Here is a 20,466-nt window from a genome sequence, read left to right on the forward strand (position 1 = left end):
ACCATGATTGATTAACTTAATATCACCCGTCGGCTGATCTCCAATCAAGAGGCGTAGATGCACACAACTGCAATAATGACCATCAGGCCGGTTCGGGCCGACGATGTGACCGATATTCTGGCGCTGGCGGCCAAGACCGGTTCCGGGCTGACTACGCTGCCGGCGGATGAAACATTGCTTAAGGCCCGTATCGACCGGTCGCTGCGTACCTGGCGCGGCAGCGCTGATAAAGCTGAACAAGGCTATCTGTTTGTACTTGAGGACAGTGTGCAGCAGCGGGTAGTGGGTGTCAGCGCGATTGAGGTCGCGGTCGGGCTGCAAGAGCCTTGGTATAATTTTCGCGTTGGTACGCTGGTGCATGCTTCCCGGGCGCTGAATGTCTACAACGCAGTACCTACGCTGTATTTAAGTAACGATCATACCGGCCAAAGCGAACTCTGCACGTTGTTCTTGGATCCCGACTACCGTCAAGGAACTAATGGTCAATTGCTTATCAAGGCCCGGCTGATGTTCATGGCGGCGTTTCGGCAGCGCTTCGGTCGCCGGGTAGTGGCGGAGATGCGCGGTTTTTCCGATGATGCCGGCTACTCGCCGTTTTGGGCAAACCTGGGCCAGCGATTTTTTTCAATCGATTTCGCCCACGCCGATCACTTGAGTATCAGCGGTAACAAGGCCTTTATCGCGGAGCTGATGCCTAAACACCCGCTGTATGTCGATTTGCTGGCGGCCGAGGCGCGCGACGTTATTGGCGTCGTCCATCCCCAGACTGAACCGGCGAAGGCAACGCTTGAATCCGAGGGACTGCGGTATCAAGGTTACATTGATATCTTTGACGGCGGCCCGACCCTGGAAGCCGAAATCGACGATATTCGTACGCTGCGCGAGAGCCGAGTGATATCGGTCGCATCGGTATCATCCGCGTCGGTCAAGGACGATGAAACCTTGCCCTGGCTGTTATTGGCTAACGATGACTATAACGATTATCGGGTCGTCGTGGCCAAAGCGCGGGTTTCCGAGGCTGGAGCAGAACTCGAACCACGCATCGCCCAGGCGCTGAATCTCAACTGCGGTCAATCCGCCAGAATGGCGACTCTGTTTGCCAGGGAGAAAACAGTATGACCCATTTTATTGATGGCCAGTGGATCGCCGGTCAAGGCCCTCATTGGTTGAAAACCAACCCGGTTTCCGGTGAAACGATCTGGCAGGGCCGGCAGGCAGACCGGCTTCAGGTAGAACTGGCGGTGGCTGCGGCCAGGGCAGCGTTCCCGGGCTGGGCTCGACTGGGAGTGGACCAGCGGGCCGGTTTACTGCACGCTTTCGCCGCCGAACTCAAGTCGCAACGGCAGTCTCTCTCCCGTACCATAAGCTTGGAAACCGGCAAGCCGGCCTGGGAAAGCGATACTGAAGTACAGGCGATGATCAATAAAATCTCGATTTCAGTCGACGCCTGGCATCAGCGTACCGGCCAGAGCAATGGCCCGTTCGCCGACGGGATTGCCAGCTTGCGCCATCGGCCCCATGGCGTGATGGGGGTCTTCGGCCCCTATAATTTTCCCGGTCATCTGCCTAATGGACATATTGTGCCGGCGCTGCTGGCGGGCAATACGGTGGTGTTCAAGCCCAGTGAACTGACGCCGGCCACCGCTGAACTGACGATGCGCGCCTGGCAGCAGGCCGGCTTGCCCGCAGGCGTTTTGAATCTGCTGCAGGGAGGGGCGGACACCGGTATCGCCCTGTCACAATCCGACGGACTTGATGGGGTGCTGTTTACCGGCAGTGCCCGTACCGGCTATCAGTTGCATCGCCAACTCGCCGGCCAGCCCGAAAAAATGTTGGCCCTGGAAATGGGCGGCAATAATGCCCTGATTGTTGAACCTGCCGCCGACCTGGATGCTGCGGTCAATATCATTATCCAATCAGCATTTATTTCAGCCGGGCAGCGATGTAGCTGTGCACGGCGCTTGCTGGTTAAACGCGGTCAGGCAGGGGATGCACTGATTGCCAGGCTGGTTCAGGTCACCGCCGGTCTGACTATAGGCCGCTGGGACGATGATCCCCAGCCCTTTATGGGCGGCGTTATCAGTCTGGCGGCGGCTGCCGGCCTGCTCCAGGCGCAGCAGCGCTTGCTGTCGCTCGGCGCAGTGGCGCTGCTGCCGATGGCCCAGCCAGATGTGGCCCGCAGCATTGTTACGCCGGGTATACTGGAGCTCAGCGCCGTTGACCGCCTGCCTGATGAAGAATATTTCGGCCCATTACTGGGCATTATCCGCTATGACAATTTTCAGCAGGCTATCGACATTGCCAATCAAACGCGCTACGGACTGGCGCTCGGGCTGATATCGCCTTCAAGGGAGCAGTTCGAACAATTGCTTATCGAAGCACGCGCCGGTATCGTCAACTGGAACAAACCCTTGACCGGTGCCGCCAGTAGCGCGCCGTTCGGCGGGGTCGGCGCCTCTGGCAATCATCGCCCTGGCGCCTATTATGCTGCTGACTATTGTGCCTGGCCGATGGCTTCACTGGAGAGCGATGCACTGAAGCTGCCGGTGACGCTGGCGCCAGGCATTCACTTTGAGCCGCCATTGCCATTTGTTGAGGGAAAAACAGCATGACCCACACCAAAGAGATGAACTTTGATGGGCTGGTCGGGCCGACGCACCACTATGCCGGGTTATCATTTGGTAATGAAGCCTCGACCCGTCATCGTCTGATGCAGGCCAATCCACGGTTGGCCGCCCGCCAGGGGCTGGCCAAAATGAAGGCCTTGGCGGATGCCGGTTTTGCCCAGGGTATTCTTCCACCCCATGAGCGTCCCCATTTGCCTTCCCTGCGTCGAATGGGATTCAGCGGCAGCGATCAGGAGATCCTGGCCCGAGTGGCAGCTGCCGAACCGCAATTGCTGTCGGCCGTCAGCTCTGCCTCGGCGATGTGGGTTGCCAATGCCGCCACCGTCAGCCCGTCGGCAGACAGCATTGATGGCCGAGTGCATTTTACCGCTGCCAATCTGCACAGCAAATTCCACCGGGCCATTGAAGCCGATACCACCTCAGCCATACTGGCGGCGATTTTTGCTTCCCCGTCCCATTTTCGGCATCATTCGCCGCTGATACAAAATGGCTTATTCAGCGATGAAGGCGCGGCTAATCATAATCGACTCGGCAGTTTCAAAAAGCCGGGCATCCAGATGTTTGTCTATGGCAAGGATATGCTCGGCGACGCTACCGGTCCGTTACGTTATCCTGCCCGTCAAACTCTGCAAGCCAGCCAGGCGGTGGCCCGGTTACATCAGCTTCGCCCGGAATGCAGCATGTTTGTCCAGCAAAATCCGGCCGCCATCGATTTGGGGGTATTTCACAACGATGTTATTTCGGTCAGCAATGAGCAGGTATTGTTCTACCATCAACAGGCTTTTGCCGATACCGGGGCGGTACGTGAACAGCTGACCCGGCGACTGGCGGCCCTGGAACAGCAATTTGTACCGATTGAAGTGCCGGCGGATCGGGTGTCGATAGCCGATGCCGTGCAGACCTATCTGTTCAACAGCCAACTGCTCAGTAAGGCGAATGGCAAAATGACGATAGTGGTGCCTGAAGAAGTCCGCGGCCACCGGGCTGTCTGGGAGACCCTGAACGACCTGACCGCCGATGGGAGCGTCATCGACCAGATACAGGTATTCGATCTGCGTGAAAGCATGCGCAACGGCGGTGGCCCGGCCTGCCTGCGTTTGCGGGTCCAGTTAACGCCCGATGAGTACCAGGCGGTAAATCAGCGGGTGATCATGACCCCGGCGCGCTTTGATGAGCTCAACCAGTGGGTTGACCGACATTATCGTGACCGGCTCTGCCAGCAGGATCTGGCCTGCCCGCAATTGCTGAATGAGGTTCGCACTGCCCTGGATGAATTGACTCAATTGCTCGGCTTGGGTTCAATATACGATTTCCAGCGCTGACAGCCGCGCTTATATCAGAGGGCTCGATTATCCGAGCCCTCAATTTATCAGATCGATTATATGTCTGTCGGCGGCATAATGTCCGAATAAGATTCATTTGCTGCCTTGATTCTGTCTAATATGTATTTTTCTGCCCGATAAACAACCTATTCAGACATAATTTTTAACAGGATCTTCCCCAAAAATTCATTATTTCTGCACTATTGGTGCAGAAGTGAATTCTGCGCTTTAAGTTATTTACTCAGCCTCTCATTACTTTAATAAATAGCGAGTAAGCTTATTCATGTAGTCAACGCTGTCAGGGAATATTTCCGCAGCAGAAAAATTCAATAATGAGGAATTATAATGCGTAAAATAACCGCTTTGTTCATGGCTTCCACTCTGTTGCTGGGCACTGTTCAACTGGCGTCGGCCGCCGATGCTGTTGCGACTAAAGAAGCACCGCCCAAGGGAGAGATGATGCACCATAAACGCGGTCCGATGATGGACCCGATGTTTAAAGGGCTGGAACTGACCAAAGAACAGCGGCAGAAAATGCAGGAAATCAGCCGCGATGCGATGAAAAACATGAAAAAACCGACGGCGGCGGAACGTCAGCAACTGCATGACGTCGTGGCGGCCGAGAGCTTTGATGCTGCTAAAGCCCAGGCGCTGGTCACCACTATGTCACAGACACAGAGTGAAAGAATGCTGGCCCGGCTTGAAACCCAGAACAAGATTTTTAATCTGCTAACCGCTGAGCAAAAAAAGGAATTTGATAAAAAGTTTCAAGAGCACAGCGAAAAGATGGAACATCACGATAATGACTGATTCCCAGCATGAATGAATAATAGCTGATTTCGCGGCGCTGATGCCGCGAAATCAGCTGCCCTGGTTTGCCACCGGCACCTTGCTGACGTTATTCCCTCGGCTGTATTTTCCCCGATTATCCCTGCTCAGTTTTCTCTTGATGTTACTGCCTTTATTTCTAGGCTGTGTCATGATGGGATTGCCTGCCGTACTCAAATATCCACTGGTGCGGCAAGGGATTGGGGGTAATCCCAGGTAAGCTGCATTACCGGGAGATTATCCAGGAACCGTTGTTTTCGGGACTGCACCATGCGTTTACGTCATATCGAAATTATCCATGCCATTATCCAGTGCGGCAGCATTACCGGTGCCGCACGCAGCCTGAATGTTTCTCAGCCTAATATCAGCCGGGTCTTGTCTCATGCCGAGCAGCAACTGGGGTTTACGCTGTTTGAACGCAGTCCGACCGGTATGCTGCCGACGCCTCAGGCCCAGCGCCTGATGCCGGATATCGAAAAGCTGTTTGCCCACCTGCAATGCATTGATCGGCTGGCCCTGCAGTTGCGTGACGGCCAGCCCCAGCAACTGCGGGTGGGTTCGGCACATGCGCTGGGTCAGTCTTTAATGGCGCGCGTACTGATGGAGTATCATCAGGCGCAGAGCCAGGATATAGAAGTTACCCTGGTCACCGGACATCTGGACTCATTATGTGACGATTTACTCCAGCAGCGGCTGGATTTGGCGCTGACCTTTGGTCAGTCACTCCCGCCGACGCTGAGTGGTGAAACCCTTTACCGCGCAGCGATGGTTGCCTTGGCGCCTATGGGGATGGCGGTACCGTCCCCGGTCAGTCTGGAATGGCTGTGCGCCAATAATCTGCTGGTGATGCAGACTCAGGATCCCCTGGGGCAAGTGGTCCATGATGCGCTGAGTGAAAGAGTCATCAGCGTTCGGGGCCATCTGCAAATAAAAACCTATTCGGTGATAGCGGATATGGTCTTTGCCGGCGGCGGGGTAGGCATTGTGGATACTTTTACCGCCCGGCGCTATGCCCATCAGTTACAGATCATACCGATAAAAGCCAACCTGCCGTTTGAAGTGGTATTGCTGCGGGCCGCTAATACGCCACTTAACAGTGCGGCGCTGTTGATGCGGCAGCTTATCCGCGCCAGGCTGGGGCAATGGGTGGGAACTACGGCCGCCTGAAGCGGCCGGGAGCAGGGTCAGGCTTTCCAGAAGTCATCAAACACGGTGACTGGAGGACGGCGCTTATGTTCCGTCCGGTTATACCAGCCTTCGATGATCGCTGCGATGTCATCCGGCACGGTCCTGCCTTCCAGATAGTCATCAATCATTTCATAGGTCACGCCGAGCGCAGATTCATCAGGCAGCGCCGGCCGATCCTCTTCCAAATCGGCGGTGGGAGCCTTAAGGTAAAGATGCTGCGGGCAGTCCAGATAGTTGAGCAGCGAGCGTCCCTGGCGCTTATTGAGACGGAACAGGGGGTTGATATCGGTACCGCCATCGCCATATTTGGTGAAAAAGCCGGTCACCGCTTCGGCCGCATGGTCGGTGCCGACCACCAGGCCAGAAGTCATGCCGGCAATGCTGTACTGGGCCTTCATTCGCTCTCGGGCTTTTTCATTGCCTTTGACAAAGTCCGATAAAGTGATTCCGCTGGCTTGCAGGGTGGCTTCGCTGGCGAGCACTGCGTTTTTGATATTTACCGTCAATACCCGGTCCGGCTTGATAAAGGCAATAGCGTCCTGACAATCGGCCTCGTCTTTCTGTTGTCCATAAGGCAGGCGGACGGCAATAAACTGGTAGCTTACATCATGGCTTTCCTGGCGCAGTTCGGTAATGGCCTGCTGGCTTAGATAACCGGCAAGCGTTGAGTCCTGGCCACCACTGATGCCCAGTACCAGAGTACGCAGAAAAGGATGGGCCTTGAGATAGGATTTCAGAAATTCTACGCTGACGCGGACTTCCGTGGCCGGATCGATGGACGGTTTAACCCCGAGTGCGGAAATAATATCCTGTTGCGTCGCCATACTTGACTCTCCTCAAAATGCGTGCGGTGTTATGTCACAGATTAAATTATATGTTCTGCATAAAGTGTAAGGCGTATTGGCCGGGAACGAAAGCGCTACCATCATCAACAGGCCTTTACCGCTATCTTTAATAAATCCATAAGCTTGGCCTATGATAGCCACGGTCGTCGCCCTTGCGAAACTGAGACAATATTTTGGTCATAATTTGTAAAAAAGCCTTTTAGCATCTAGGCTTAACCTTACACACATAAAATGAGGTGCACCTTATGAACCATAAAACACTAATTGCCATTGCCGCAGCAGCTACCGTTTCTCTTCTTTCCGGCTGTACCGCCTATGACCGTGCCGACAGTTATGTCACCAAGCCGGTCGTCAGCGATGTTAAAAAAGGCATGACCAAGGAGCAGGCGCGCGCTATTGGTGGTATTCCTTCGACCTCTGCCACTCTGATTCATGCCCGCGGTACCTGTGACTCTTATGTACTGGGCACCCGCGATGGTAAACCCATTAATTATTTCGTCAGCTATGATGAAACCGGCAAAGTGCTGAATAAAGGCTTCCAGAGCTGCCAGGAATACGATACCGACCCACAAAAATAATGCAGGGTATCGTCTGATGGCTTAATCGGATAATGACCGAAACGATAAAGGGTGACTGAAAAGTCACCCTTTTTTTAATTTTAACAGCTCTGCGCCTTACGGCCTGTCCGCCTGACGGCCTGTCCGCCTGACGGTTTGTCCACCTGACGGCCTGTCCACCTGACGGCATGTCCACCAGACAACAGCAGGCCGCTCAGATCAAGCGGCCCGATGGTCAGTGCTAAGCCGGGACCTGGCTAATTTTACTCAGGCGGGACCAGACCCGATGTTTTTTCAGATTGTCGAGAAAGTCCGTCATCACCGCCGCATCGAAACCGGGCCCTTCCGCAATGCCTGGCTCGGCCGCGCCATCCTTGATGCCCAACTGGGCTTTGAAACGGGCGGCATCGCCGCTAAGGCCGATGACCTTCAGATGCTTATAGGCTTCCAGGATAAAATGCCTGGCAGTGCCGTCCAGCAACAGGGCATCCAGATTGCCGTTCGGCACCAGTACGCCATCAACCGTTATCGAAGGGGAACCGTCGAGAGTGGCATCCACCTGCAGGGTTGAGCCATCATTGGCTACCACATTGCCCATATGGGAGGCCAGCAGTTTGGCATGTATCCCTTCAGCCTTAAGGCTTTGCAGCGCTTGCAATACATCGGAAGCATGCACGCCATCACTGAGCAGCAATGCCACCTGACGTCCCTTTAGCGCACCATCGCCGGTTGCGTAGAGACTCAGGCTGGGGTCTGAACTCAACCCGTTGACGGCTTTTGGCGCCGGAGTATTCAACGCATCATCCGACAATGTATAACCCAGCTTGGCGGCCACTTGCTGCGCCAGCTTGACATCTACCCGCGTCAGCAGGTCAATGATCCGTTCACGGATATAAGGACGGCCGACTTTGCCCAGTTCAAAACTGAAGGCGTCCACGATGTGTTGCTGTTCCGCTTCAGTCTGGCTCAGCCAGAATAAACGCGGCTGAGCATAGTATTCCAGGAAAGAATCACTGCGCTCGCGGATTTTATCGCCTTCTACCCGCTCATGGTGGGACTCGAAACCGCCATTTTGCGCGGCTGGCGGTGTTTCACGCGGATAGTTGTCATTAATGGAATTGGGGCTGTAAGCGGCCGGGTTGGTATCAATATCCTGACGATGCATCCCGTCGCGCTGGAAGTTATGATAAGGGCATACTGGACGATTGATCGGGATTTCGTGGAAGTTTGGCCCACCGAGCCGGCTGATTTGCGTGTCGGTGTAGGAGAACAAGCGGCCCTGCAGCAATGGGTCATTGGAGAAATCGATGCCGGGCACGACATGTCCGGGATGGAATGCCACCTGTTCGGTTTCGGCGAAAAAGTTGTCTGGATTGCGATTAAGCGTCATTTTACCGACAATTTCCACCGGCACCAGCGCTTCGGGAATCAACTTGGTCGGGTCAAGCAAGTCAAAATCAAATTTATGCTCATCCTGTTCGGCGATAAGCTGCAGCCCCAGTTCGTACTCCGGGTAATCACCGGCTTCAATCGCTTCCCATAAATCCCGCCGGTGAAAATCAGGATCTTTACCCGAGAGCTTCTGCGCCTCATCCCATACCAGCGATGCTTTACCTGCTACCGGTTTCCAGTGGAAACGTACAAAGGTGGATTTGCCTTCAGCATTGATCAGTCGGAACGTATGTATGCCAAAGCCTTCCATGGTGCGATAACTGCGCGGCAGCCCTCGGTCGGACATGGCCCAGAACACGTTGTGTAGCGTCTCAGGCTGCAGTGAAACATAATCCCAGAAGGTATCATGGGCTGATGCGCCCTGGGGTATTTCATTATGAGGCTCGGGCTTGACGGCATGGACAAAGTCAGGGAATTTATGCGCGTCCTGAATGAAGAATACCGGCGTATTATTGCCGACTAAATCGTAGTTGCCTTCCTGGGTATAAAATTTTGTGGCAAAACCACGAATGTCTCGCACCGTATCGGCAGAGCCTCTGGAACCCTGTACCGTTGAGAAGCGGACATATACCGGGGTCTCAAGCTTAGGGTCCTGCAGAAAACCGGCTTTAGTGATATCGGTCAGGGGACGATAGACTTTAAATACACCGTGAGCGGCGGACCCGCGGGCGTGTACGATACGTTCTGGAATTCGTTCATGGTCAAAGTGGGTAATCTTTTCGCGCAGGATGAAATCTTCCAGCAGCGTCGGACCGCGTTTACCCGCCCGCAGTGAATTCTGGTCATCGGCTATTTTCAGCCCTTGATCGGTGGTTAACGGCTGCCCCTGGCCGGACTTACGCTGAGGCGCCAGGGCAATCAGTTTGTCATTATCATTTTGCGGGCTTTTTACCGAACCGGAGGCGGTAGGCTGTTTGCCGGGCTCACTGGTTCCGGGGGTGGGAAGGTGACTGTTATCATCCGGCGCCAGATGGCCAAGGTCTGGCCTGGATGAGCTGCCGTCCGGCGCCGGGGCGGGATGTGACAAGGGTAGCTTACCTGCGTTCGGATCTGATGGCTTGGACATGGCTTAATCTCCGTTAGGAAGAATATTGAGGGTTTCTCGCGCCCGCTGCTTATGTTTTTTTAAGGCGTTCATCAACTATAGAACAGATTTGTCAACCTTCAGCAATAACCGCTCATTTTATAAGGGAAACGGAAGCCGCAGGCAGTCAAAGCACGTTAAGTCAACATGTTAGTTCAGGGTGGATCGTGGCGGGGGGGGACGGTCAGCCAGGCGAGTGAACAGGCGGTAAGGGCTTTCTCTGAATAATTTATATTATCTGATAATATTATTTACGTAGCTATGTATATATAGTGCTGACTTTGAAAGTGAATTAATCAGTGAATTAATCGAAAAAGTGATCTTTGGCGGATAATAGATCTTGTGAAAAGAGATAAGTCGCTTAGACTTTAATTGTCGCTGTGAGCAATTAATCTCTTTGTGCATCTTTGCCTGTGGCGGCTCTTGTTTTACCCAAACTACGATTTCGATAGAATATTATCTGAGTCATAACCCCGGCCCGGCCGGGGTTATTTTTTCAGTCTTTATGATGTCATGCGGCTGGCGATACGCTGTCCGCCGTGGCGTCATCGACGCGATCAAACCGGGTCTTATCGGTCTGTTTCAGCCATTGGCTGGTCAGGGTGCCCGCCGTCATCGAACCGCTGACATTCAGTGCGGTACGGCCCATATCAATCAAGGGTTCAACCGAAATCAACAGTGCCACCAGGGTTACAGGCAGTCCCATGGCTGGCAGTACCATTAAAGCGGCGAATGTCGCACCGCCGCCAACTCCCGCCACTCCGGCGGAGCTCAGCGTAACAATACCTACCAGCGTCGCCAGCCAGACCGGGTCCAAGGGATTGATCCCCATGGTCGGTGCGACCATAGTGGCAAGCATGGCTGGATAGATACCGGCGCAGCCATTCTGGCCGATGGTAGTACCAAACGACGCTGCGAATCCGGCAATTGATTCCGGAATACCCAAACGGCGGGTCTGGGTTTCCACACTCAGCGGAATACATGCCGCGCTGGAACGGCTGGTAAAGGCAAAAGTCAGCACCGGCCAAATTTTACGGAAAAAGCGTAGGGGATTAATACCGGACACACTCAGCAGCAGGCCATGAATAACAAACATAATGCCCAACGCCACATAAGAGGCCAGGACAAATCCACCCAGCTTGACGATATCGGCAATATTGGAACTGGCGACCACTTTGGTCATCAATGCCATAACGCCATAAGGGGTGAACGCCATCACCAGACGCACCAGCTTCATGATAAGCGTCTGCAGGGTGTCAATGGCCCCAAGGATCCGCTGGCCTTTTTCCGGGCTGTCCTTGATAACCTTGACCGCGGCAATACCGAGGAATACCGCAAAGATAACTACGCTGATAATCGAGGTGGGCCTGGCGCCGGTCAGATCGTCAAATGGATTTTTGGGAATAAACGACAGCAGCAATTGCGGTATCGTCAAATCGGCTACCTTACCGACATAATTAGTTTCCAATGCGGACAGACGGGCGGTTTCCTGGGCCCCCTGGATCAGGCCATCGGCGGTCAGGCCGAACATGCTGGTCACCATGATACCTACCAGCGCGGCAATCAGGGTAGTGAACAGCAGAATGCCAATAGTCAAGACGCTGATTTTACCCAGTGAAGAGGCATTGTGCACTTTAGCGACTGCGCTCAGAATTGACACAAACACCAAGGGCATGACAATCATCTGCAGCAATTGCACGTAGCCATTACCGACGACATTAAACCAACCGATCGATTGCGCCAGAATCGGATTTTCTACGCCGTAGAAAAGTTGCAGCGCCAGTCCGAATACCACCCCGGTGAACAGACCGGTGAGGACTTTTCGTGACAGACTCCATGACTGGCGCGTGGTTCGCAGCAGCAATAGCAGCAGCAGGGCGAACACCACCACGTTAAGGATCACGGGAAGCGTCATTATTCATCTCCAAGTAAGCTAGGTAATTATTGCGAGTGTAATAAAACGTGAATGGTGGCGATTCTAGCAGTATTTATTTCAGATTTGATATCGCGGTTTGGAATTTTGTTATGCTTTTAGCAGCAAAACAGGTGATTAATCAGGCAGCTTGCTCAGGAAAAAGGCCGCTGCGCACCGTCTGCCATAACGACATCACCGATGAGGGCAGCGCGACCGGCTTGATAAGCGGCGAACCCTGCGGATGCATGACGGCAAAGGCCAGCACGGCCAGACAAAGGATCCGTTCCAGCTGATGGCCTTTTTGCGACGCCAGCAGCGGCAGGCGAAAGCGCCAGCGACAGGGCCAGAGCAGCGGCACCCCGGCAGGCGTCAGCATATCGGCGATAATATGGCTAAGGTAGCCGACTATCATGCCGTGGAAAGCGTCCAGCGGGATGATCATCGCCGGGGTCAGCTGCAGGGTAAACAACAGTATGCCGCCCATCATCGCCAGCAGGCTGTGGGTGAACCCCCGATGGCCGAAGATGCGTGCTATGGGCGCGGAAAGCCATCTCAAGCGCTGACCGAGAAAGGATTTGGGATGATCAATATCCGGCAGCAGGCAGGTAAGCAGGCCGCCGGCCAGAATATGCCACCAGTCTCCGCCGGCCAGGGCAGGCGAAAGCTCCAGCTTTTTGGCCAGGATGGTACTCGCCAGTGCGAATAGCACATGGCCTTCAGCCGTCATGGTAAGCGTGCTCACTTAAACTGTTCATTTGTCCAGTATAAAGTAAAGCGCTGCAGGCGGATATAGGTTACCTTGTAACTTTTCGTCAATGACGGAAAAAAAATCCCGCCGAAGCGGGATATTGTCAGTTACAACTAAAGGCTGCGATTAACGTGCCAGCCAGCCGCCATCAACGGCAATGGTGTAGCCATTGATATAGTTGGATGCGTCCGAGGCCAGGAAGATCGCCGGACCCTGCAGGTCGGATGGCAAACCCCAGCGTCCAGCAGGGATACGCTCAAGAATGGCTTTGCTGCGGTCTTCGTCAGCACGCAGTTGTTGGGTATTGTTGGTCGCCATGTAGCCCGGGGCGATGGCGTTAACATTGATGTTATGCTGCGCCCATTCGTTAGCCAGCAGTCGGGTTACGCCCATTACCGCGCTTTTGGAAGCCGTATAGGAAGGAACGCGAATTCCGCCCTGGAATGACAGCATCGAGGCGATATTGATGATTTTGCCGCCTTTGCCCTGTTTCAGGAACTGGCGAGCTACGGCCTGAGACATGAAGAATACGGTTTTGATGTTGATATTCATGACATCATCCCAATTCTTTTCACTGAACTCGATAGCATCTTCACGACGGATAATGCCGGCATTGTTAACCAGAATATCAATATGGCCGAATTCAGCCACCGCCTTTTCAACGATAGAAGGAACGTCATCGATACGCGTCAGATCGGCGGTAATGCTCAAAAAACGACGGCCCAGTGCGCGAACTTTTTCAATCGTTTCTTCCGGGTCGACGATATTGACGCCGACAATGTCACAGCCCGCTTCGGCCAGGCCGATAGCCATGCCCTGGCCCAGACCGGTATCACATCCGGTAATCAGCGCCACTTTACCCTGTATATTAAAAGAATCTAAAATCATAGCCGTAACCTCGTTAATGGCCGCTCATCGGTGTGGTCAGCCCAAAAATCGTAAAAAAGGCTGGCGCAGCCGCCAGCCATAAAGAATATCAACGCAATTCGCTGACCTTGACGTGGTCCATATCGTCGAATACCTGGTTTTCTCCCACCATTCCCCAGATAAAGGTATAGTTCTTGGTACCGACGCCTGAATGGATCGACCAACTGGGAGAGATGACCGCCTGTTCATTGTGGATAAGCAGATGACGGGTTTCCTGAGGTTGGCCCATCATATGGAACACCGACGTTTCTTCATCCATATTGAAATAGAAATAGACTTCCATACGACGTTCATGGGTATGGCAAGGCATGGTGTTCCACAAATTGCCTTCAGCCAGTTTGGTCAGGCCCATGGTCAGCTGGCAGGTTGGCAAGACGTCAGGCACGATAAATTTATTGATGGTGCGACGGTTGCTGGTGATATTGTCGCCGATAGTGGTAGGCGAAGCTTCGGCGAGCGTGATACGGCGCGTCGGGAAGGTGGTATGGGCCGGGGCGCTATTGTAGTAAAACTTTGCGGGTTTTGCCGCATCGACGCTGGAAAATACCACTTCTTTGGCGCCCATGCCGACATACAATGCTTCTTCATTGCCCACTTCATAAGTGGTGCCATCGACGACGATAAGGCCCGGGCCGCCAATATTGATAACGCCCAGCTCGCGACGCTCAAGGAAGTAGCTAACGCCAAGTTGTTTGCCCACTTCACCGCCGATTGACACTTTAGCGTTGACCGGCTTGATGCCGCCCACGATGATGCGGTCAATGTGGCTGTAAGTCATGGTATAAGTATCTGCTTCGAAGATGTTCTCGATGACAAATTCTTTGCGCAGACCCGCAGTATCTAACTGTTTTGCGTGCTCGCTGTGAATACCCTGGCGAACTTCCATAATGCATGCCTCTCTCAAATCGACTTGATGTGGGGGTGCTAACCCTGGAAGAAAAACCGATTCAGTGCGAAAACCCTGACTGATGCTCGGGGGTTGTTCGCAACTTCCCGGCGTTTCTGAATGGGGAAATGATAAGACTAGCGGGATGTGAATTCAATAAAAATGAAATAATGTTTTATTTATATTTGAGAGAGGTCAATGTTTTGATGCCTGCCCTTGGGAGCCAGGCAGGCCAGACTCTATACCAGATGTTCCGGCAGCAAGTCGCCCAGGGTGGGCAGTTTGATATCGGCCAGCACCCAGAGCGGGTCATCGCGCCATTGGACATCGGGTACCACGATGGAACGCATCCTGGCGGCTTTGGTGGCGATCATGCCATTAATGGAATCTTCGAGCGTCGTACACCGTGCCGGTGAAACGCCCAACTCAGCCGCCGCTTGAAGATACACTTGCGGATGCGGTTTGCTATAAGGCAGATGCTGGGCAGAAGCCAGCACAGTAAAATAGTGGCCAAGCTGGAATATCTCCAAGATCTCCTCCAGCATAAAGCGCGGAGACGCAGAGGCCATACCTATTTTCAAACCGGCGCTGACCGCGGTGTCAAGTGCATGTTCTACTCCTGGCAATAGCTGGCGCTTTATTTCAATCAACTCCATTACTCGCCTGATAATCTGCTTGGTCACCTCTTCCCTGGAAGGGCCGCTCCAGGGACTGGCCTGATACCAGAGATCCACCACGACATCGATTCGCAGTCCAAGGGTATCGGGTAGACTGGCATGGATAGCCGGATCGGTGCCGAGCGAGCTAAAAATGTCCATTTCTGCCTGCGCCCATAACGGCTCGGAATCGACTATCAGGCCATCCATGTCGAATATCACCGCTTCCTGTGGTTGTTTTGATTGCATAATAGGTTACTTATTCCTTAAGTAGCAGATGAAGAAGATAAAGTGATAATTGGCTAACGGCACTTTTGATGCCCAATCAATGCTTAGCATAAAACAACGCAGCAAATAAAATAAAATATATATAAACTTAGCTGTTCGGGTAGAGGCTGTTTAATAAGGGGAACTCATGACGTATCAACAGGCTGGCCGGCTGGCCGTGATTAAACGGTTAGCCGGATGGATAATCTTCATACCGGCTTTACTTTCCACACTGATTTCATTGCTGAAGTTTATTTACCAATACAGTGTTCCAGATAAAGGCATCAATGCGGTGATGGCGGATTTTTTCCACGTCATTATCGATATGCTGCGTTTTAATACGTCATTTTTGAATGTGTTTTGGTACAACTCTCCTGAGCCTGATTTCAAGACCAGTCTTTTTGCCGGCAATATGGCGTTTTGGCTGATTTTTATGCTGATGTTCATCGGACTGGCGCTGCAGTCGTCCGGCGCCAGAATGTCCCGCCAGGTGAGGCACATACGCGAAGGGGTGGAAGACCATATGATCCTGGAACAGGCCAAAGGCAGCAATGGCCAGAGCCGAGCCGAAATCGAAAATAAAATCGTTATGCCGCGGCACACTATTCTACTGCAGATTTTCCCTCTTTATATACTGCCCATTATTATTGCTGTCATCGGCTATTTTGCCTTCAAGCTACTGGGTTTTATCTGAAACCCGCCCCCAGTCCTGGGCGGCTTGCCGCCGCCCCGGTTTTCAGTGGCTGCGCATTATCTGGTCCAGCGCTTCCTGAGCGCGGGGAATATGCCCCCCGCCAAAAAGTCCGGCCCGGTTCAGCAGGAAATACAGCTGATAAATCGGCTGACGATGGACAAAATCCTTATCCAGCGGCCAGATGCTCTGGTAGCCGTCGTATATTTGCGGCAGCAGTTGGGGGTACATCGGCAGCATCGCCAAATCGCACTCACGATCGCCCCAGTAACAGGCCGGATCATACAGGTAACAGCCCTGGGCGCTATTGGCGCAATTATCAGGCCACAGGTCGCCATGAAGCAGCGAAGGCTGGGGCTGATGATCATGGAGCCGGGCGGCGATGGCATCGATAATTTCATCAATATTGCCATACGATAGCCCCTTTTCTGCCGCTAGCTGCAGTTGCCAGCCGATGCGCTGTTCGGCGAAAAATACCGACCAGCGCCGCTGCCAGGCGTTAGGCTGCACGACAGTGGACAGATCATTATCCCTATCCAGTCCGAATTGCGGTTGTTCACTCCATTGATGCAGGCGGGCCAGTTGCTGGCCCAGACACCAGGCGCCATGGGCATCAAAGGGGCGGGGGGGAATATACTCAAGCAGGAGGAAACTTTCATCCCTGACGCTGCCGACGCCGTATACCTCAGGCACCTTGACAGTCTTGCTGCGAGCCAGCATGGCTAGCTGATCGGCTTCACTGGTGAATTTCTGCAATTGATCGCGTGAGTCTGATTTTACAAAAACGTCCAGGGAACCGTAGCGCAGATACCAGGCGGTATGAAGCTCACCGCCCGGCAGTTCGCGCTTCTCCAGAATTTCCTGCGCTACACCGTTCTCTGCCAGTAATGTGCTGATGGCATTCCACATCGTCATTTCCCCCTAAGTCGCCATGCCGTGAAAGCTCTGAATCGATTTGGTGAAACTGTCTGGTCGCTGCGATATCGCCTGTGGGAGAACCGTTTTGGCAGAAGACTCTCCGTAACATCAGGGCGTTAGCCTGCTTTATGCTGTGCTTCAATGAGTGTTATTGTCCGGCTGGCGAATGTCAATAGATTATTTCCTGAACAGTTAACTGCCGGCTTAGCAACGTGACCGCCGCCAGCCGCAGCAGGGCATTGGCGAAAATCGGGGCATAAAATATTATTATTATGAGATGACGGTGATATGTCACCGCGTTGTTCATCGACATTTTTTAGATAAATGAGTAACGGATTGTGATATAGAGCCGGTTTTAAATGGCGCTAATGGCCCAAAAGCTGATCTGGGTCGTATTTTTCCCTATCAGAAAAGCGTAAGATTTATCTTAAAGCAGTAGGGCAAAAGAGAGGTTGTTATGGATTATTTCTATCGATTGACATTACCAAGCATCGTATTGATTTGTATGGCTTTCTGGGTTGCAGTGGTCACCGCAATGGTCTGAGCCGCCCCTATTAAGCCTCTCTATTCTGACAAACCCGCTACGGCGGGTTTGTCGTTTTCTGTAGTTGTAAAAATAATGTAGTTGACATCGTAACTAAAATATTAATCGAATGTAAGCTTGCCGGTGTCCGCTGTCAGGACCGAGTATCGCCTGGTTTACCACCCTATCCTGAGCGCGGCAGCCGGCGGTGTAAATACAACCCCGGTCGTATTGCGTCACTTTATCCCTTGAAAATGAACGCTATGAAAAGGCAGGATTTTATTTTACTGGAGCAGGCCGGTATCGGGATGCTAGAATCATCTGCCGTTGCCTATGTCCCATCGGCCTGTGTCGCATCGGCGACACAATGCCAGGTGTTCATATTTTGCAAAGTAGAGCGAAATAGCGTAAGCAATAAACCATTTTTTATATGAATATAAGTCTGTATGTGATCTTTGGTGTGGATCACCACTGCAGGTTAAGGAAGCCATCATGCCCGTTATTACCCTCCCTGACGGCAGTCAGCGTCAGTTCGATCATCCTGTTTCACCTCTCGACGTTGCCCGCGATATTGGCCCTGGCCTGGCGAAAGCCTGCATTGCCGGACGCGTTAACGGCGAGCTTGTCGACGCTTGCGACCTCATCACTGAAGATGCGCAACTGGCCATCATTACCGCCAAAGACGAGGCCGGACTTGAGATCATCCGCCACTCCTGCGCGCATCTGCTGGGTCATGCCATTAAACAGCTCTGGCCCGATACGCGCATGGCCATCGGCCCGGTGATTGATAAAGGTTTCTATTACGACGTTGACCTGGACCATACCCTGACGCAGGAAGATATCGATCTGCTGGAAAAGCGGATGCATGAACTGGCCGATAAAGATTATGACGTCATCAAGGAAAAGGTAAGCTGGCAGCAGGCGCGCGACGCCTTTGCCGCGCGCGGCGAGTCTTACAAGGTGGCCATTCTTGATGAAAACATCAGCCGTGATGACCGTCCCGGCCTGTATCATCATGAAGAGTACGTTGATATGTGCCGTGGGCCTCATGTACCCAACATGCGTTTCTGCCACCATTTCAAACTGCAGAAAACGTCCGGCGCATACTGGCGCGGCGACAGCAATAACAAAATGCTGCAGCGCATCTACGGTACTGCCTGGGCGGATAAAAAACAGCTTAATACCTATCTTCAGCATCTAGAAGAAGCGTCTAAACGCGACCACCGCAAGATTGGCAAGCAACTCGATCTCTACCATATGCAGGAAGAAGCGCCTGGCATGGTGTTCTGGCATAATGACGGCTGGACCATTTTCCGTGAACTCGAAGCGTTTGTGCGGATGAAGCTCAAAGAGTATCGTTATCAAGAGGTGAAGGGCCCATTTATGATGGACCGGGTACTATGGGAAAAAACCGGCCACTGGGAGAACTATGCTGAGCATATGTTCACCACGTCCTCTGAAAATCGCGAATACTGCATCAAACCGATGAACTGTCCAGGCCATGTACAGATTTTCAATCAAGGCCTTAAGTCATATCGCGATTTGCCGCTACGCATGGCCGAGTTCGGCAGTTGCCATCGTAATGAGCCGTCGGGATCGCTGCATGGCCTGATGCGCGTCAGGGGTTTTACCCAGGATGACGCCCATATTTTCTGTACGGAAGAACAAGTCCGTGATGAAGTAAACAATTGTATAAAAATGGTGTATGATATGTACGCCACGTTTGGCTTTGATAATATCCTGGTCAAACTGTCCACCCGTCCCGAAAAGCGTATCGGCAGCGATGAAGCCTGGGAACGCGCGGAAAACGATCTTGCGGCTGCGTTGACTGAAAACAGCATTGCATTTGAGTATCTGCCGGGTGAAGGGGCGTTTTACGGCCCGAAAATCGAATTTACGTTGCTTGACTGTCTGGATCGCGCCTGGCAGTGTGGCACAGTGCAACTGGATTTCTCATTGCCGGGGCGGCTTAATGCGTCGTATGTCGGCGAAAACAATGAGCGTGTCGTACCGGTGATGATTCACCGCGCTATTCTGGGGTCAATGGAACGCTTTATCGGCATCCTGACCGAAGAATACGCCGGTTTCTATCCGACCTGGCTTGCACCGACTCAAGTGGTTTTGATGAATATTACGGATAATCAGGCCGAATATGTCTCAAAACTCGCAGAAAAACTGTCTGCGGCGGGCATTCGTGTCAAAGCGGACTTGAGAAATGAGAAAATAGGCTTTAAAATTCGCGAACATACTTTGCGTCGTGTTCCCTATATGCTGGTCTGCGGAGATAAAGAAATGGAAGCAGGCCAAGTCGCCGTGCGTACTCGCCGGGGCAAGGATTTAGGCAGCATCGACGTTAACGAGATTATCGAAAAGCTGCAGCAAGAGATACGCAGCCGTAATCTTCATCAACTGGAGGAATAAAGTATTAAAGGCGGAAAAAGAGTTCAACCGGCGCGTCCCAATCGTATTAACCGAGAAATCCGCGCCGCAGAGGTTCGTCTGACGGGCATTGACGGTGAGCAGATTGGTATTGTCAGCCTGAATGAAGCGCTTGAAAAAGCTGAGGAAGCGGGCGTAGATTTAGTTGAAATCAGCCCTAATGCCGAACCGCCGGTCTGCCGAATTATGGATTACGGCAAATTTCTCTATGAGAAGAGCAAATCCACAAAAGAGCAGAAGAAGAAGCAGAAAGTTATCCAGGTTAAGGAAATCAAATTCCGTCCTGGTACCGATGAAGGTGACTATCAGGTAAAACTACGCAACCTGATTCGCTTTCTGGAAGATGGCGATAAAGCCAAAATCACGCTGCGGTTCCGTGGACGTGAAATGGCGCACCAGCAAATTGGTATCGAAGTGCTTAACCGCGTTCGTGACGATTTGAGTGAAATGGCGGTTGTTGAATCCTTTCCGAGTAAAATCGAAGGACGCCAGATGATCATGGTGCTCGCACCCAAGAAGAAACAATAAGGCCTGACAAGTAAGGCAGCCGATCCCTGGCGGAAAAGCTGCTTTCGCCTCATTGATTCATATTA

Annotated in this window: 17 protein-coding genes; 9 read left to right on the plus strand and 8 right to left on the minus strand. The window is 52.7% G+C overall.

Annotated elements, in window-relative coordinates:
- Positions 1–72: 72 nt before the first annotated feature.
- From astA to EDC52_RS00180, 5 genes are all read left to right on the plus strand, one after another.
- The gene (gene astA / locus EDC52_RS00160) at positions 73–1,119 is read left to right on the plus strand and encodes an arginine N-succinyltransferase (protein ID WP_131864052.1); all 1,047 of its coding nucleotides are present in this window, start codon (positions 73–75) and stop codon (positions 1,117–1,119) included.
- Entirely contained in the window at positions 1,116–2,612 is a 1,497-nt protein-coding gene (gene astD, locus EDC52_RS00165) for a succinylglutamate-semialdehyde dehydrogenase (RefSeq protein ID WP_131863254.1), read from the plus strand. The genes astA and astD overlap by 4 nt, the downstream gene beginning before the upstream one ends.
- Complete coding sequence (astB, locus tag EDC52_RS00170) at positions 2,609–3,949, plus strand: N-succinylarginine dihydrolase (protein ID WP_131863255.1); 1,341 nt, start codon at positions 2,609–2,611, stop codon at positions 3,947–3,949. The genes astD and astB overlap by 4 nt, the downstream gene beginning before the upstream one ends.
- A 345-nt stretch (positions 3,950–4,294) precedes the next feature.
- Positions 4,295–4,759 carry an ATP-independent periplasmic protein-refolding chaperone Spy gene (spy, locus tag EDC52_RS00175; RefSeq protein WP_131863256.1) on the plus strand — a complete coding sequence of 155 codons (465 nt, stop codon included), beginning with the start codon at positions 4,295–4,297 and terminating at the stop codon, positions 4,757–4,759.
- A 288-nt stretch (positions 4,760–5,047) separates the two neighbouring features.
- A complete protein-coding gene (locus EDC52_RS00180) occupies positions 5,048–5,944 on the plus strand; it encodes a LysR family transcriptional regulator (RefSeq protein ID WP_131863257.1) in 897 nt (298 codons plus the stop codon).
- A 17-nt stretch (positions 5,945–5,961) separates the two neighbouring features.
- On the opposite strand, the gene nadE is transcribed toward EDC52_RS00180, so the two are convergent.
- The gene (gene nadE, locus EDC52_RS00185) at positions 5,962–6,789 is read right to left on the minus strand and encodes an ammonia-dependent NAD(+) synthetase (RefSeq protein WP_131863258.1); all 828 of its coding nucleotides are present in this window, start codon (positions 6,787–6,789) and stop codon (positions 5,962–5,964) included.
- 266 nt (positions 6,790–7,055) lie between these two features.
- On the opposite strand from nadE, the gene osmE reads away from it, so the two are divergent.
- Entirely contained in the window at positions 7,056–7,388 is a 333-nt protein-coding gene (osmE, locus tag EDC52_RS00190; protein ID WP_131863259.1) for an osmotically-inducible lipoprotein OsmE, read from the plus strand.
- Positions 7,389–7,608: 220 nt separating this feature from the next.
- Here the strand turns inward: osmE and katE are convergent, their stop codons facing one another.
- From katE to hxpB, 6 genes are all read right to left on the minus strand, one after another.
- Positions 7,609–9,885, minus strand: a complete 2,277-nt coding sequence (gene katE, locus EDC52_RS00195; RefSeq protein WP_131863260.1) for a catalase HPII — start codon at positions 9,883–9,885, stop codon at positions 7,609–7,611.
- Between the two features lie 529 nt (positions 9,886–10,414).
- Positions 10,415–11,818, minus strand: a complete 1,404-nt coding sequence (locus tag EDC52_RS00200) for an L-cystine transporter (protein WP_131863261.1) — start codon at positions 11,816–11,818, stop codon at positions 10,415–10,417.
- A gap of 139 nt (positions 11,819–11,957) precedes the next feature.
- Positions 11,958–12,545, minus strand: a complete 588-nt coding sequence (locus tag EDC52_RS00205) for a metal-dependent hydrolase (protein ID WP_131864053.1) — start codon at positions 12,543–12,545, stop codon at positions 11,958–11,960.
- A 147-nt stretch (positions 12,546–12,692) separates the two neighbouring features.
- Positions 12,693–13,454 (minus strand): 2-dehydro-3-deoxy-D-gluconate 5-dehydrogenase KduD, encoded by a 762-nt coding sequence (gene kduD, locus EDC52_RS00210; RefSeq protein ID WP_131863262.1) that lies wholly within the window; start codon positions 13,452–13,454, stop codon positions 12,693–12,695.
- Positions 13,455–13,542: 88 nt separating this feature from the next.
- Positions 13,543–14,379 (minus strand): 5-dehydro-4-deoxy-D-glucuronate isomerase, encoded by an 837-nt coding sequence (gene kduI / locus EDC52_RS00215; protein WP_131863263.1) that lies wholly within the window; start codon positions 14,377–14,379, stop codon positions 13,543–13,545.
- Between the two features lie 239 nt (positions 14,380–14,618).
- Positions 14,619–15,284, minus strand: a complete 666-nt coding sequence (gene hxpB / locus EDC52_RS00220; RefSeq protein WP_131863264.1) for a hexitol phosphatase HxpB — start codon at positions 15,282–15,284, stop codon at positions 14,619–14,621.
- A 166-nt stretch (positions 15,285–15,450) separates the two neighbouring features.
- Between hxpB and EDC52_RS00225 the strand changes: the two genes are divergently transcribed.
- Complete coding sequence (locus EDC52_RS00225) at positions 15,451–15,996, plus strand: YniB family protein (RefSeq protein WP_131863265.1); 546 nt, start codon at positions 15,451–15,453, stop codon at positions 15,994–15,996.
- 42 nt (positions 15,997–16,038) lie between these two features.
- Here EDC52_RS00225 and EDC52_RS00230 read toward each other — a convergent pair whose 3' ends face one another.
- Positions 16,039–16,902, minus strand: a complete 864-nt coding sequence (locus EDC52_RS00230; RefSeq protein ID WP_131864054.1) for a fructosamine kinase family protein — start codon at positions 16,900–16,902, stop codon at positions 16,039–16,041.
- A 1,024-nt stretch (positions 16,903–17,926) separates the two neighbouring features.
- Between EDC52_RS00230 and thrS the strand changes: the two genes are divergently transcribed.
- Together thrS and infC are read left to right on the plus strand one after the other, a co-directional pair.
- Positions 17,927–19,855 (plus strand): threonine--tRNA ligase, encoded by a 1,929-nt coding sequence (thrS, locus tag EDC52_RS00235; RefSeq protein WP_131863266.1) that lies wholly within the window; start codon positions 17,927–17,929, stop codon positions 19,853–19,855.
- A 3-nt stretch (positions 19,856–19,858) separates the two neighbouring features.
- Positions 19,859–20,401, plus strand: coding sequence for a translation initiation factor IF-3 (gene infC / locus EDC52_RS00240; RefSeq protein WP_131863267.1), 543 nt, complete (start codon positions 19,859–19,861; stop codon positions 20,399–20,401).
- The last annotated feature ends 65 nt before the right edge of the window (positions 20,402–20,466 follow it).

Origin of the sequence: Biostraticola tofi (genome assembly GCF_004343195.1) — a bacterium.
Taxonomy (GTDB): Bacteria; Pseudomonadota; Gammaproteobacteria; order Enterobacterales; family Enterobacteriaceae; genus Biostraticola; species Biostraticola tofi.

Excerpts from the sequence above, each read along its gene's own strand:
- astD (WP_131863254.1), top strand. The coding sequence starts at position 1,116 with ATGACCCATTTTATTGATGGCCAGTGGATCGCCGGTCAAGGCCCTCAT.
- astB (WP_131863255.1), top strand. The coding sequence starts at position 2,609 with ATGACCCACACCAAAGAGATGAACTTTGATGGGCTGGTCGGGCCGACG.
- spy (WP_131863256.1), top strand. The coding sequence starts at position 4,295 with ATGCGTAAAATAACCGCTTTGTTCATGGCTTCCACTCTGTTGCTGGGC.
- EDC52_RS00180 (WP_131863257.1), top strand. The coding sequence starts at position 5,048 with ATGCGTTTACGTCATATCGAAATTATCCATGCCATTATCCAGTGCGGC.
- nadE (WP_131863258.1), bottom strand. The coding sequence starts at position 6,789 with ATGGCGACGCAACAGGATATTATTTCCGCACTCGGGGTTAAACCGTCC.
- osmE (WP_131863259.1), top strand. The coding sequence starts at position 7,056 with ATGAACCATAAAACACTAATTGCCATTGCCGCAGCAGCTACCGTTTCT.
- katE (WP_131863260.1), bottom strand. The coding sequence starts at position 9,885 with ATGTCCAAGCCATCAGATCCGAACGCAGGTAAGCTACCCTTGTCACAT.
- EDC52_RS00200 (WP_131863261.1), bottom strand. The coding sequence starts at position 11,818 with ATGACGCTTCCCGTGATCCTTAACGTGGTGGTGTTCGCCCTGCTGCTG.
- EDC52_RS00205 (WP_131864053.1), bottom strand. The coding sequence starts at position 12,545 with ATGACGGCTGAAGGCCATGTGCTATTCGCACTGGCGAGTACCATCCTG.
- kduD (WP_131863262.1), bottom strand. The coding sequence starts at position 13,454 with ATGATTTTAGATTCTTTTAATATACAGGGTAAAGTGGCGCTGATTACC.
- kduI (WP_131863263.1), bottom strand. The coding sequence starts at position 14,379 with ATGGAAGTTCGCCAGGGTATTCACAGCGAGCACGCAAAACAGTTAGAT.
- hxpB (WP_131863264.1), bottom strand. The coding sequence starts at position 15,284 with ATGCAATCAAAACAACCACAGGAAGCGGTGATATTCGACATGGATGGC.
- EDC52_RS00225 (WP_131863265.1), top strand. The coding sequence starts at position 15,451 with ATGACGTATCAACAGGCTGGCCGGCTGGCCGTGATTAAACGGTTAGCC.
- EDC52_RS00230 (WP_131864054.1), bottom strand. The coding sequence starts at position 16,902 with ATGTGGAATGCCATCAGCACATTACTGGCAGAGAACGGTGTAGCGCAG.
- thrS (WP_131863266.1), top strand. The coding sequence starts at position 17,927 with ATGCCCGTTATTACCCTCCCTGACGGCAGTCAGCGTCAGTTCGATCAT.